The sequence below is a fragment of the Candidatus Methanomassiliicoccus intestinalis Issoire-Mx1 genome, assembly GCF_000404225.1.
GTDB lineage: Archaea > Thermoplasmatota > Thermoplasmata > Methanomassiliicoccales > Methanomassiliicoccaceae > Methanomassiliicoccus_A > Methanomassiliicoccus_A intestinalis.
This window is the reverse complement of sequence record NC_021353.1, coordinates 1,710,122-1,723,364: the sequence shown is the minus strand read 5'-3', so window position 1 is coordinate 1,723,364 and position 13,243 is coordinate 1,710,122. Positions and strand designations below refer to the sequence as shown.

The 13,243-nt window shown below is 41.0% G+C and carries 13 protein-coding genes and 1 tRNA gene; all 14 read left to right on the top strand.

Features of this window, described 5'->3' with window-relative positions:
- Positions 1-73: 73 nt before the first annotated feature.
- The 14 genes from ftsZ to H729_RS08205 all read left to right on the top strand — a co-directional run bounded on the left by ftsZ (position 74) and on the right by H729_RS08205 (position 13,211).
- Positions 74-1,201 (top strand): cell division protein FtsZ, encoded by a 1,128-nt coding sequence (gene ftsZ, locus H729_RS08270; protein ID WP_020449555.1) that lies wholly within the window; start codon positions 74-76, stop codon positions 1,199-1,201.
- Positions 1,202-1,372: 171 nt separating this feature from the next.
- Positions 1,373-1,594 (top strand): protein translocase SEC61 complex subunit gamma, encoded by a 222-nt coding sequence (locus H729_RS10235; RefSeq protein ID WP_020449554.1) that lies wholly within the window; start codon positions 1,373-1,375, stop codon positions 1,592-1,594.
- A gap of 13 nt (positions 1,595-1,607) precedes the next feature.
- Entirely contained in the window at positions 1,608-2,483 is an 876-nt protein-coding gene (locus H729_RS10125) for a transcription elongation factor Spt5 (protein WP_020449553.1), read from the top strand.
- Positions 2,484-2,487: 4 nt separating this feature from the next.
- A complete protein-coding gene (locus H729_RS08255) occupies positions 2,488-2,964 on the top strand; it encodes a 50S ribosomal protein L11 (protein ID WP_048134087.1) in 477 nt (158 codons plus the stop codon).
- A gap of 66 nt (positions 2,965-3,030) precedes the next feature.
- A complete protein-coding gene (locus H729_RS08250) occupies positions 3,031-3,540 on the top strand; it encodes a hypothetical protein (protein ID WP_020449551.1) in 510 nt (169 codons plus the stop codon).
- A gap of 1 nt (position 3,541) precedes the next feature.
- A complete protein-coding gene (locus H729_RS08245) occupies positions 3,542-5,257 on the top strand; it encodes a carbon starvation CstA family protein (RefSeq protein WP_020449550.1) in 1,716 nt (571 codons plus the stop codon).
- A gap of 43 nt (positions 5,258-5,300) precedes the next feature.
- Positions 5,301-5,387: transfer RNA gene (locus H729_RS08240), tRNA-Leu, on the top strand.
- 590 nt (positions 5,388-5,977) lie between these two features.
- Positions 5,978-6,430 (top strand): GNAT family N-acetyltransferase, encoded by a 453-nt coding sequence (locus tag H729_RS08235; protein WP_020449549.1) that lies wholly within the window; start codon positions 5,978-5,980, stop codon positions 6,428-6,430.
- A 357-nt stretch (positions 6,431-6,787) separates the two neighbouring features.
- Entirely contained in the window at positions 6,788-8,647 is a 1,860-nt protein-coding gene (hemA, locus tag H729_RS08230) for a glutamyl-tRNA reductase (RefSeq protein ID WP_020449548.1), read from the top strand.
- On the top strand, positions 8,604-9,581 hold the full coding sequence (gene hemB / locus H729_RS08225) for a porphobilinogen synthase (RefSeq protein ID WP_020449547.1): 978 nt from the start codon (positions 8,604-8,606) through the stop codon (positions 9,579-9,581). The genes hemA and hemB overlap by 44 nt, the downstream gene beginning before the upstream one ends.
- Positions 9,571-10,848, top strand: coding sequence for a glutamate-1-semialdehyde 2,1-aminomutase (gene hemL, locus H729_RS08220; protein WP_020449546.1), 1,278 nt, complete (start codon positions 9,571-9,573; stop codon positions 10,846-10,848). Before hemB ends, hemL begins: the two co-directional genes overlap by 11 nt.
- Positions 10,845-11,687 (top strand): hydroxymethylbilane synthase, encoded by an 843-nt coding sequence (hemC, locus tag H729_RS08215; protein WP_020449545.1) that lies wholly within the window; start codon positions 10,845-10,847, stop codon positions 11,685-11,687. Before hemL ends, hemC begins: the two co-directional genes overlap by 4 nt.
- Positions 11,656-12,432, top strand: coding sequence for a uroporphyrinogen-III C-methyltransferase (cobA, locus tag H729_RS08210; RefSeq protein WP_236608631.1), 777 nt, complete (start codon positions 11,656-11,658; stop codon positions 12,430-12,432). Before hemC ends, cobA begins: the two co-directional genes overlap by 32 nt.
- Positions 12,429-13,211, top strand: coding sequence for a uroporphyrinogen-III synthase (locus H729_RS08205; RefSeq protein WP_020449543.1), 783 nt, complete (start codon positions 12,429-12,431; stop codon positions 13,209-13,211). The genes cobA and H729_RS08205 overlap by 4 nt, the downstream gene beginning before the upstream one ends.
- The last annotated feature ends 32 nt before the right edge of the window (positions 13,212-13,243 follow it).

Below are 13,243 nucleotides of genomic sequence, written 5' to 3'. Positions count from 1 at the left end.
GAGGCTAAAAATTCATCTCACAATCCTGTCAGACCATGACGGATTGCAGCCAAACCGTCGTAGAGGTATCACAATGAAATCATTCATAAACGATGCAATTTCCCGTGCCAGCATGCAGGCCACGGACCCCTCACAAATCCCAGAAAGTGAATCTGGGGGCAGACAATTCTCAGCAGAGGATCAGCTTTTATTGGAAGTACTAGAATCTCTAAGAACAAACATCAAAATTATAGGTTGTGGCGGTGGCGGAACAAACACTATCGACCGCCTTTCTGAAGTAGGTGTTACTGGAGCTGAAGTCTACGCAGCAAATACAGACGCTCAGCATCTTCTTGCAGTTCATTCTCCGAATAAGCTGTTATTAGGGAGAAGAATAACAAGAGGTCTGGGTGCAGGTGCGTTGCCTAGAGTTGGAGAAGATGCAGCCAGAGAAGCAGAGCTAGAACTCCGTGGAGCTCTGGATCGCTCTGATATCGTGTTTGTAACTGCAGGTATGGGCGGCGGAACCGGAACAGGATCAGCACCATATGTTGCAAAACTTGCCAAAGACATGGGAGCTTTGACTGTAGCTGTAGTAACTTATCCATTCAAAGCTGAAGGGAATATAAGGTCAGAAAATGCTGAATGGGGTTTGGAGCGCTTAAGGGAATCTGCAGATACTGTAATAGTCATTCCAAACGATAAGCTTCTGGAGATCTGCCCGAGGCTAGCTATCAATGAAGCATTTAAAGTGGCTGATGAAGTACTTGTCAGAGCAATTAAAGGAATTACAGAACTGATTACCAAGCCTGGACTTGTAAATCTGGACTTTAATGATGTTAAAACAATCATGAAAGGTGCAGGAGTCGCAATGATTGGCCTGGGAGAAAGTGACAGCAATAAAAACCGTGTTGAGGAAGCAATCGATGCTGCTATAAACTCTCCTTTAATCGATGTAGACATCTCAGAGGCTACCGGAGTTCTTGTAAACATCACCGGTGGAAATAACATGTCTATCTCCGAAGCAGAGAGGGTGGCTTCTGTAATCCAATCACGTGTTTCTCCCAATGCCCGCATCATATGGGGTGCAGCAGTCGATCCTGAATTGGGCGATGCAGTCAGGGTTATGGTAGTAATAACTGGTGTAAAATCAAATAACATCCTGGGTCCTGACAGAAACAGAGTTAAAACAACTGCGGAAGATGTAGATTTCATCGACTGATATCGTATGTTCAAGAGGAAAGAATAAAATAGCCGTAGGGATTGACACAGTCGAGTATCCTTCATTGGATGCTATATACTCATTTCTCTGCTTGTTGTAGTAAGATACAAAAAGTGGAGACGTCTGTAACCCTTACTAAGACGGTTTAATGAAAAACGAGAGCGTGCCGAAATGAATGTAGTTGATAAATCTTGGGAAGTTCAAAAAAACGTCGAAGAGCGAGCTAAAAGTATCGGTAAAGGAAAGTATGGTAGAGTACTGAAGATGGCTCGCAAACCATCGTATGAAGAATATTTGGGCATTGTTAAGATCACTGCATTAGGAATAGCTCTTATTGGTGGAGTTGGATTCGTAATTTACTGGCTTATGAATTACCTGCCAGGATACTTCTAAATTTCGGGGTAAAATGATGTATCAAGATCCTCAAGGTGCCGCTTCTGAGAGTAGTAGCGGTATGCTATCTCTCATTTTTGATGAAACTGAGTTTAAAGTACCAGCTTCTGGTTCAATAAACACATCTTTCCAGATTAAGGGTTCAGATTCTTCTAAGAAGAAAGTTAGATTAAGCATTGCTTTAGAACTCATACCTGATGACGCTGCAGAATGGAATGTAAGATTATTCGATTCAACAGGAGCCTCGCTCTACGATAATCAAAGTTCACATTCTTCATCAGACTTTGACGTCTCTATCGAAGGTTCCAGTGCGAAAATCATTAAGATGGATATTTACGCTCCAATCGGAGCATCTTTACACGACAGGCTTTATATAAAAATAAACGCAAGCCTTGTGGATATACCAAGTGAATATGCTTCTGTTCAGTACACGGCAGAGGCTAGACAGTCAATAATGGCACTTAAAACTTCAATCGGTCATGAAAAAGATGTTGCGGACGGTATCGCAAGCCGTGCTAAAGCCGGTAAATCTGATATCTCTGCAATACTCGCTCCTACTAATCTCAGGGGATACGTTCTCATCGAAGGTATGAATACTGATAAGATGAGAGAAATCGTCAGGGGTGTTAGGAAAGCTCACAGCTTTGTTGAAGGAGAAATGAACTTTGATGAAATAGATCATTATCTCGCACCAAAGCCTCTCGTTTCTGGCATAGTCGAAGGCGATGTTGTTGAGTTGGTCGCCGGCCCGTTCAAGGGTGAAAAGGCCAGGGTTCAGCAGATTGATGAAGCTAAAGAAGAGATTACAGTCGAATTGTTCGAAGCAATGGTTCCTATCCCAGTTACTGTGCGAGGGGACCATGTAAGAGTTCTTGAAAAAGAAAGGTGATAATATGGCAGATACAGTTGAGGTATTAGTTGAAGGCGGAAAAGCCACTCCCGGTCAGCCACTCGGTCCAGCACTTGGACCTCTCGGTGTTAATATTCCTCAGATCGTTGGAGCAATAAATGAAAAGACAAAGGCATTCGATGGAATGAAAGTCCCTGTTAAAATTATAATTGACAAGGACAAGAACTTTGAAATAAAAGTAGGAACACCCCCAACATCTTCTTTGGTTACAAAAGAACTGGGCATTGAGAAAGGCTCTGGATCTACAAAAGCTGATAAAGTCGGGGATCTCAAAATCGAGCAGGTCGTAAAGATCGCTCAGATGAAAGGCGATTCTCTTATGGGAAAAGATGTTAAAATGCGTTCTCTGGAAGTCATCGGAACCTGTGATTCAATGGGAGTCACAATCGATGGAAAAGAGCCGAGAGCTATCCGTAAAGATATTCTTGATGGCGCATACGATCAGGCTTTTGTTGAATAAACATGTCCCCTATGGGACATAACTTTCTTTTTACTTTTAGAGGGTTACAAATCATGAGGGAACCCCATGTCGCTTTCCAGAGATTCTGTTTTAGAAGCTGTTTTAAACTCTTATAAAAGCTACTTTGACATCGAAAGAGTCGTCGATCAAGAATCTCTAGTTGCAAAAGCATGTTTTCATTCCAGGACTGAAAAATTTGTTTTGATAAAATCAGTTAAGATGTGGGGTGTAGAAACAAATGACTATGTTTATGTCTACTCCACATCTTTTTTGGATCTTGATGAGTTTACAATATGTAAAGAAAAATCAATAAGTGAAGGCTTGATGCAGATTCACCCTCACAATGAACATATGTGCTCTTACATCACAGCAATCATTCTGGCAGATGCCATCGATCCACCCGTAATATCTAAAATCAAGTCCTGTAAGTTTTCTAAGAACTTTCTTTTAACTTTTCATGGATGGGCTATTCTGCGATTGTTGGTGCTAGATATTAATACTCCTGCAGTAATCGCCAATAAAGCCGGGAAGGAATTAACCGATTTCCTATCTTCATGCCTAAAAGAGGTAAGCTGACGTGAACTCTGCATATATCCTAATCATTGGCATTGTCGTTTTATTTTTTGGATATATATTCTATGGTGGATGGTTGGCTAAAAAATGGGGAGTCAACAATGATCATGAGACTCCGGCTCATACTCAGCAGGATGGTGTTGATTATGTGCCATCCAAAGCCCCTGTTTTACTGGGACATCACTTTGCATCGATTGCCGGTGCAGGGCCCATAAATGGTCCAATCCAGGCAGCAATATTTGGATGGCTGCCGGTATTTTTGTGGATAGTAATCGGTGGAATATTCTTCGGAGCTGTTCAAGATTTTTCATCCATCTTGGCTTCTATTCGTCACAAAGGTCGGTCTATCGGATATGTAATTTCTGAACACATCGGCCCCAGAGCTAAAAAATTATTTTTCATTTTTGCATATCTGACTCTTCTTCTTGTAGTGGCTGCCTTTGCTTCAATTGTCATCGATACATTTGATGGATTCACAACTACAAGCGGCATTACGACCACCGTGGCAGCCAATGGGTCCACTGCAATGGCTTCAATGCTGTTCATATTTGTATCGATCATATTTGGAATATTTCTCTATCGATACAAAACGAATCTCCTGATAACCACAATCTTTGGTATTATTGCTATCATAGCATGCATTGCCGTTGGTCTGTATTATCCATTATATCTGGGCAGTACAGCTTGGACTATTATCATATTTGTTTATGTTTTCATAGCTTCTGTGGCACCTGTCTGGATACTGTTGCAGCCGAGGGACTATCTGAATTCATTCCTGCTGTATGGGATGATGGCTGCGGCAATAATCGGGATATTATTTACTGGTACCCAGATAACTCTTCCTGCATACACAGGGTTCGGGGGCATCAATGGAACAAGCCAGCTGTTTCCGATGTTGTTTATTACAGTTGCGTGCGGTGCAATCTCTGGATTTCACAGTCTTGTTGGGTCGGGAACAACATCAAAACAGCTTGACCATGAAAAAGATGCTAAATTGATTGGATACGGCGGAATGCTCATAGAATGTGTTCTTGCCATTATTGCACTTATTGCCGTGGGAACCCTGTTTGCACAGGGATCCATGCCGTCTGGAACACCTACACAGGTATTTGCCGCCGGTATTGCCAATATGGTTGCTGCTCTGGGAATTCCGCAGTACTATGATGTGGCGTATATCGTTTTGATTCTTGCGATATCTGCCTTTGCATTAACTTCTTTGGATACTGCTACAAGGCTTGCAAGATACATGTTCCAGGAATTCTTCTCTGATGACGGCATTCCTACCAAAGCCAGAAAACTGCTTACCAACCCTTATTTTTCTACGCTTATAACAGTAGGGCTCGGAGCGCTTCTTGCAACAGGCGGATATGAAAACATATGGCCCTTATTTGGATCTGCCAATCAGCTTCTGGCCGTGTTGGCATTGATGGCAGTAGCTGCCTGGATGGTACATGAAGGAAAATCAAATAAAATGTTCATAATTCCTATGGCGTTCATGCTTGTAGCATCCATCTCAGCATTATGCATAACTTTCTACAACAACGTAATGAAACTGTTTGTTTTAGGAACTGGAACCTTTATTGCTGAAGGTTTGCAGCTGATCTTAATTGTGATCTTAATCATATTTTCAATAGTCCTTGTGATTGATGGAATCAATGCTTTAAGGTCGCATAAACAGAAAAACCGTAAGGGAAAAGCTGACCTTGGCAACAAATTGTAATTGATAAATATCATATACTCGACAAACTATGGAGGCGACCAACGCAAGGGTAGTCAAGCTTGGCCAACGGCGCGGGACTTAAGATCCCGTCCTTAGCGGTTCATGGGTTCAAATCCCATCCCTTGCACCAAATCAACACAATCTGACTGCATTTTCTCAGTATTTCTTAGGATTTGGACCATTGCTTTATTTAAAAGAGTTAAGATCAATAAGATTCTTGACAATCTTTGCTCAGAATGGTCTTTGAAAATGCTTGCTTGTGGCAATTACCTATGTTATTCTGGTATTGTGTATAGATGCGATAGACTCATCAAGATTTTAACAGAATATATGCCGTAACTTTGAGTGTTTGGGTGATATACTTATCTGGATTGTAACAGGACACCGATATATATCTGAGTTTTAGGTGAAATTTTATCTGCCGGGGTTGTTCCGCGAGCGTTATGACAAAAACTGCATTTGAATAAAGACTATACCCGCGCCGTGTGATAAAAAGGTTGGAAAACGGGGGACTTATTAAGAAAGGTATGGTCGAAACAAGATACCAGGATATGTTGTTTGTTTTAACCAAAAATGTCAAAAACAGGTGACGAATTGTCGGAAAAGGTGAGTACTCGCATATCAAAATTATTAGACTCATTAAATGAAACAGAACGTCAACAATTTATCAATGCTACGTTAATGATAAAAGAGCTTCTGGAGATGTAGGGGAATTGTAAAATGGAGATCGTATCATACCAAAAGCAATACAAAAATGACTTCATTGATTTAAACCTGGCATGGCTAAATAAATATTTTAAGATTGAAAAGAATGATCTGGACATGTTAAACGGCGTAGAGTCGCTTATTGAACAAGGCGCGGCCGTTTATTTTGCTGTAGACCAAGAAAAGGTCATTGCAACCTGTATGATCATTCCAAAAGAGAATTGTACGTGGGAAATTTGTAAACTTGCTACCGATGAAAAATATCAAGGAAATGGGGCAGGTTCGGCGGTTTTAAAAGCGTGTATGAATCATGCTGTAGAACACGGTGCAAAAAAGTTGATGATTGTTTCAAACCGCATACTGACCGCGGCTATGCATCTATATTCTAAAATGGGATTTTATGAGGTGCCGATAGACAATATGGAATATGAACGCGTCAATATCCAACTCGAACTAAAAATCAAGTAGTATTAATTGTGTTTTCTGTACAAGCTGGGATGCAAATTCATCTTCATATGAATTAAATGATCACTCTTTTTAAGTTACTGTCTTGCTGCTCCAGTTAATCTGTGGAGGTTACGGAGTGCCTTTATTTTCAAAAAAATCAATACTTAATGGACAATTTTGTCAATTCGTTTTTATATCTATAATGGCGACTATTCTCATGTTTGTTCTCGCATATCTCCTCTGACTGATAACCCAATCTGGCAGTAATTTCTAAGTGATTATAGTAATAATTTAATGCTCTCTTTTTTGGTATCGTATTACTAAGACTCATATAGAGGTAGGATAATACATCCTTGTAAATTATTCCAAGTGTGTATCATGCTACCGTTATATCTTGACTTAAAGTCCAAAAAAGTTACAGTTTTTGGTGGAGGAGCTGTAGGATACAGAAAAGCTTCATATTTTGGAGAAGAAGCAGATGTGACAGTAGTCAGTAAAGAGTTTGTAGATGATTTCTCAAACTCTTCATATGAGCTGGTTAATGCAGACATATTTGAAGTAGCAGATGAGTGGATTGAAAAATCTGACTTTGTAGTCGCAGCAGCCGACCCGTGTGTAAATGATTTCGTATCTAAACGGTCTGAGGTGGCGGGGAAGCCTTACAACAGATCAGATTCCCCAGGATCCTTCTTAATACCATCTCTTGTTAAACGGGATAATTTTTCTGTAGCCATATCTACATATGGAAACAGCCCGGCCATGTCTAGATATCTCAAAGTCTGGCTGGATCAATATCTTGATGAAAAATATGACAAGATGATTGAGTTTCAGAGGCAGCTCAGAGATGAACTGAAAAAGACGATTCCCAACCAGAAAGAAAGAGAGAAGATTTTAAGAGAAGTTCTTGAGGATCCTACTGCTTGGACTGCTGGAAGTTTTGGCATTGAAACTGTAATAAGCGCTCACATTACGCATAAGCAGACTGAAATGTCGACTATAGACAATCTTGGAAAGACTGATACACAGACTCTTCTGGATGCTGTTTGCAGTTTAGACGGAGTCAGCGGAGCTGTGGTCCTCAAAACCTGCAATAGGATCGAAGCCTACATTTCTACGTACGATCCCAAAGCTTCAAGAAAAGCGCTGGAGACTCTTGTAAACTCCTATATCCCTTTTGGTACAGGCAGTGATTTGGTACAGTATCTTACTGGAAAAGATTCTGTAAAACACTTGATCAGGGTTTCATGCGGTCTTGAATCGATGATTATCGGTGAAGATCAGATTCTTGGACAAGTTAAGACTGCATATGATCTGGCAGAGTCACAGGGCGTGGCTGGTCCCGTTCTATCTGTTATATTTAGACAGGCTATATCTGCGGGTAAAAAGGTGAGGACTGAAACAAAAGTTAACAAAGGATCTGTTTCAGTCGGGTCAGCTGCAGTTGAGCTGGCAGAGATTAAATTTGGGGATTTGTCAGATAAAACTATTCTAATCGTAGGTGCTGGAGAAACCGCATCATTGATCGCAAAACATTTAATTGGTAAAAATCCAAAAACAGTTTTCGTTTCAAATCGTACTTATTCTCATGCAGTAGAGCTGGCATTTACTTTAAACGGCATGGCTGTTAGATTTGACAATCTTTTGGATTATCTGAAGGATGCTGATGTAGTTTTATGCGCTACTGCGGCAGCCCATAATGTTCTCAAGAAAGAACATTTTGTCAAAGCAATGGAATCCAGACCTGAAAGGACAATGATGGTCATAGATGTTAGTTTTCCAAGAAATGTAGATCCGGAAGCAGCCACTGTTCCTGGAGTGGAGTTGTATGACATAGACGGTCTCAGGGAACTCGCTGAAGAAAACATCTTAAAGAGAAGAGCTGAGATAAAGAATGCTGAATTAATTATTGATGAAGAATTATCTCTTCTGGATTCTAAGATTCGTGAAATGAAAGCCGATGATCTGCTTGGAAAGTTATATACTAAATTTGACGCTTTAAAAAATAGAGAACTTAAGAAAGCTAAGTGCAAATTGAGATCTGGCAATAAAGATCCTGACGAGATTCTAGAAGACTTTTGTGACTCATTATCCAATAAGTTCCTTGCAGACATTACCTGCAGTCTAAAAGAAGCTTCTAGGAATGGAAATTTTGAAATGCTTGACATAGTCAGCGATATATTTTGTTTGAGAGGTGATGAAAATTCTACCAGAAAACCGTCTTCGAAGGCTGCGGATTAATCCTACTATCCGATCGTTAGTCCGTGAAACATCGTATAATTTATCTGATTTAATCTATCCAATGTTTGTTGATGAAAATATCTCTAAACCCAGAGAAATCGCATCAATGCCTGGAGTTATAGCATATCCGCTGAATATGATTGCAGATGAGTCTGCATCAGTGAAGGATCTTGGAATTAATGCAATTCTGCTTTTTGGAATACCATCTCATAAAGATGACCATGGAAGCGGAGCATGGAGTGAAAATGGCATAGTTCAAAAAGCTACCCGATCTATAAAAGAAATCTCAGATATGACTGTCATCGCAGATCTTTGCTTATGTGAATATACAACCCATGGGCACTGCGGTGTATTAGATAATGAAATTGTAGATAATGACTCAACTATTGATCTGTATGCAAAAACTGCTGTAAGCCAGGCAGAGGCTGGAGCTGATATGGTAGCGCCATCTGGAATGATGGACGACCAGGTTGAGAAAATGCGTGAAGCATTAGATTCCAGCGGGTACATCAATACACCAATTATGGCATACTCTGCAAAATATGCATCTGCATTTTACGGACCGTTCAGGGAAGCTGCAGAAAGCACTCCATCTTTTGGAGACAGACGTACACACCAGATGGATCCTGCAAACCTCCGAGAAGCCTTCAGGGAAATGGAAGCTGATCTGAGGGAAGGAGCAGATATTTTGATGGTAAAACCTGCAATGCCTTACTTAGACGTGATCAGGGAGGCTAGAATGAGATATGATGTTCCTATCGCAGCATATCAGGTGAGCGGTGAATACGCTATGCTTGTTGCGGCAGCACAAAATGGATGGCTGGATCGTAAAAAAGCAGTTCTAGAATCTCTGACGTCTATAAAACGGGCAGGAGCAGATATGATTATAACTTATTTTGCAAAAGAAGTTGCTGAGGGATTAAATGACCTCTGAACGTTCTAAATCACTATATGAAAAATCTTCTGCTCTGCTTCCGGGAGGAGTATCTTCTCCAGTCAGGGCATTCAAGCCATATCCGCGTTTCATTAAATCTGGGAAAGGCAGCAGAATCATTGATGTTGATGATAATGAATATATTGATTATTGCATGGCGTTCGGCCCTTTAATCCTGGGACACTCTAATGACGTCATATCTAGTGCAGTTGCAGAGCAATTGTCAAAGGGAACTCTATTTGGTGCTCCATCCGAACTGGAAATAGAATTTGCAGAATCAGTGTGCCGGCATTTTCCTTCCATCGAAATGCTGAGGCCTGTTAGCACTGGAACTGAGGCCACAATGCATGCTATACGGCTGGCCAGGGGATATACAGGCAAAAAGAAAATAATTAAAATGGAGGGAGGATTCCACGGCGCACACGATTCTGTGCTTGTAAAAGCTGGATCAGGAGCATTAACACATAGCGTTCCTAATTCTGCAGGAATACCTGAAGAATCCACAAGAAATACTATTTTAGTTCCATTCAATGATTTAAATGCAATTGAGGAGGCATTCAAATCAAATCGTGGAGAAATTGCGGCAGTGATTACCGAACCTGTAATGGGAAACACAGGTCCGATATTGCCTAAGAAGGATTACCTGAAAGGACTGAGGGAAGTAACAATCACTAATGACTCTCTTCTGATATTTGATGAGGTTATTACAGGATTTAGACTTTCATTGGGAGGAGCTCAGGAATATTACAACGTAAAGCCAGATATCACAACTTTAGGAAAAATCATAGGTGGAGGTCTGCCTATCGGTGTATTCGGTGCTTCTTCAGAAATAATGTCCTCCATCTCCCCAGTTGGGCCTGTATATCAGGCTGGAACGTTTGCAGGCAATCCGTTGTCTATGAGTGCCGGCATTGCTGCAATAAAATGCTTAGAAAAAATAAACTATAGTGATTTAAATTCATTAGGAGAGTTGATGAGAACTTCACTCGATAAAGTAGCCTCTGAACTAAACATACCTCATGTAGTCCAAGGTATCGGGTCAATGTTTCAGATATTTCTGACTTCTAAGCCGGTTGAGAATTATGCAGATGCATTAACCTGTGATTCTGCTGGTTTTATGAAGCTTTTCCAGGGTCTGTTGGATGAAGGCATTTACGTCCCTCCATCACAGTATGAGACGAGTTTTGTCTCTACAGCGCATACATCATCTGATATCAGCAGGACAGCCGATGCATTTTTTAAGGTAATGTCGGAGGTGCTAAGGTGATACTCGGAACGCGCAGCAGCTCCTTAGCTATGGCTCAAACAAACATCGTTGTATCACTGCTTGCTGGTGAGTATATTGAAATAAAAAAGATCAATACTTCTGGAGATAAAATAATAGATAAACCGCTCCGGTCGTTTGGCATTGGAGCGTTTGTCCGAGAACTTGATGCAATGATCGTATCTGGTGAAATAGATCTTGCAGTCAACAGTCTGAAAGATATGCCGTCTGAAGATGCAGAAGGCACCGTATTAGCTGCAGTCCTGCCGCGCGGTCCTGTTGAAGATGTTCTGCTGTCGGATTTTCCTTTGGAGGAGCTTCCAGATGGTGCTGTGGTTGGAACGTCAAGTGTACGCAGAGCAGCAATACTTCACAATATCCGTCCAGATATTGAGATCAAAGATCTGAGAGGCAATGTCCATACTAGATTAGATAAATGGAAACGCGGAGACTATGATGCAATAATACTGGCAAGAGCAGGTTTGGAAAGACTTAATCTTCAGGAAAATTATCATATTCTGGATCCTGAAGTGTTTGTTCCAGCTGCAGGACAGGGAGCCATTGCAGTAGTGTGTGCAGAGAACTCTCCTCATCTGCCAGTACTCTCTAGACTGAATGATGATATTACTAGAAAAGATGTAGATGTAGAGAGAAAAATTCTCTGCGAACTTGGATCTGGATGTTCCATACCTGTGGGGATTCATGCAACAAACGGCGGCTCAAGGGTAACAGCCGTTGCTGTTTCAGATAACAGCATCGTCAGAATCTCTCAGAAAATTAATGATGATAATGATATAAAATCTGTAGCGGATGAACTGCGCTGCGGTATATGTGGTGAATGATATGTCTGAAGGCGTAGTCTATCTTGTTGGTGCCGGCCCTGGAGATTCTAAACTAATAACTGTAAAAGGATTGGAGCTTTTGAGGAATGCCGATGTAGTAGTGTATGATCAATTAGCTGGTCCAGATCTGTTAAAAGAGATAAAAAGCGGGGCGGAATTAATCGATGTAGGAAAAAAAGGCGGCTTCCACAAGGCCGAACAAGATTCCATCAATCAGATATTAGTTTCAAAAGCTAAAGAAAATAAAATAGTTGTCAGACTCAAAGGCGGAGATCCCTTTATGTTTGGCAGAGGCGGGGAGGAAGCCCAAGAACTCATAGATGCTGGTGTAAAAGTTCAGGTAGTTCCCGGAGTGACTTCTGCAATTGCAGGTCCGGCATTAGCTGGCATTCCAGTCACTCACAGGGATTATGCATCATACGTTACTTTTGTAACTGGGCATTCAAAAGACGGCAATGCTGAAGCAGTAGACTGGGAATCTCTAGCCAAAACTAAAGGAACACTTGTTATCATGATGGGTGTATCTAATTTAAGGGAAACTATGCAGAAGCTTGTAGGTTTTGGAATGGATTCCGAGATCCCTGTTGCAGTAGTTCATGCGGCATCAACTCCTGCTCAGCGTTCGGTATTGGGCAATATCTCTACGATCGCTGATATCTGCGAAGACAACAAGATCACTGCTCCTGCAGTAGTTGTAGTTGGAAAAGTAGCAGCTCTGCATGACATTCTGGAGGATTTAAGATGAAGACACTTGCTGTGATGCGCCCAAAAAATCGTCTGGATAAATCAGAACAAATGGCCAGGTCTGCAGGATTCAATCCAGTCTGTGCATCACCAGTGGAAATAGTCTTCAATAGATCTCAGCAATATGCTGAATTCATTGATAATCTGTCCAAATCATTAGTAGATTATTTGATAATAACCAGTACAAACGGTGCAGAGGCAATGATCTCTCTTTCTTCAGACTTCATGTCGCAAGATGATTTTATAAAACTTATTTCTGAAACAAATATTATTGCTATAGGTCCAGTAAGTGCTGGAGCTCTTTCTAATCTTAACATACATGTTTCTGAAATTCCGTCTGAATATTCATCCAGAGGAATAGTTGAATCGCTGTCTGGAAAAGTAAAAGGCAAGAATGTGTATATTTTGAGGTCAGACCATGGTGATAAAATTCTTTCGCAGGGTCTCACAGATGCAGGAGCTAATGTTACTGACATACCAGTCTATCGTCTGATGAAAACAAAGGATGAAGACCTTATGAACCTGGCCAGAATGACATTAGCTGGAGAGATAGACGCATTTGCCTTCACTTCAGCCCTTTCTGCATCTTCATTCATCGAAGCTGTGTGCAGTTTATCTGATGAGGCAGTAAGTAAAATAAATTCTGCTACTGTAGCTGCTATAGGATATCCAACAAAAGAGCGTTTGGAATCATTAGGCATAAAGGTAGATATCGTTCCAAAAGATGCAACATACAGTTCAATGTTAGATTCATTAGTTGCTGCGTTTGCACATTCTTAATCTAATTGCAGCCTATCTTTTTAATCGGTTGC

Coding starts and splice junctions, on each gene's coding strand:
- ftsZ (WP_020449555.1), top strand. CDS start 74: ATGAAATCATTCATAAACGATGCAATTTCCCGTGCCAGCATGCAGGCC.
- H729_RS10235 (WP_020449554.1), top strand. CDS start 1,373: ATGAATGTAGTTGATAAATCTTGGGAAGTTCAAAAAAACGTCGAAGAG.
- H729_RS10125 (WP_020449553.1), top strand. CDS start 1,608: ATGATGTATCAAGATCCTCAAGGTGCCGCTTCTGAGAGTAGTAGCGGT.
- H729_RS08255 (WP_048134087.1), top strand. CDS start 2,488: ATGGCAGATACAGTTGAGGTATTAGTTGAAGGCGGAAAAGCCACTCCC.
- H729_RS08250 (WP_020449551.1), top strand. CDS start 3,031: ATGTCGCTTTCCAGAGATTCTGTTTTAGAAGCTGTTTTAAACTCTTAT.
- H729_RS08235 (WP_020449549.1), top strand. CDS start 5,978: ATGGAGATCGTATCATACCAAAAGCAATACAAAAATGACTTCATTGAT.
- hemA (WP_020449548.1), top strand. CDS start 6,788: ATGCTACCGTTATATCTTGACTTAAAGTCCAAAAAAGTTACAGTTTTT.
- hemB (WP_020449547.1), top strand. CDS start 8,604: ATGAAAATTCTACCAGAAAACCGTCTTCGAAGGCTGCGGATTAATCCT.
- hemL (WP_020449546.1), top strand. CDS start 9,571: ATGACCTCTGAACGTTCTAAATCACTATATGAAAAATCTTCTGCTCTG.
- cobA (WP_236608631.1), top strand. CDS start 11,656: ATGAACTGCGCTGCGGTATATGTGGTGAATGATATGTCTGAAGGCGTA.
- H729_RS08205 (WP_020449543.1), top strand. CDS start 12,429: ATGAAGACACTTGCTGTGATGCGCCCAAAAAATCGTCTGGATAAATCA.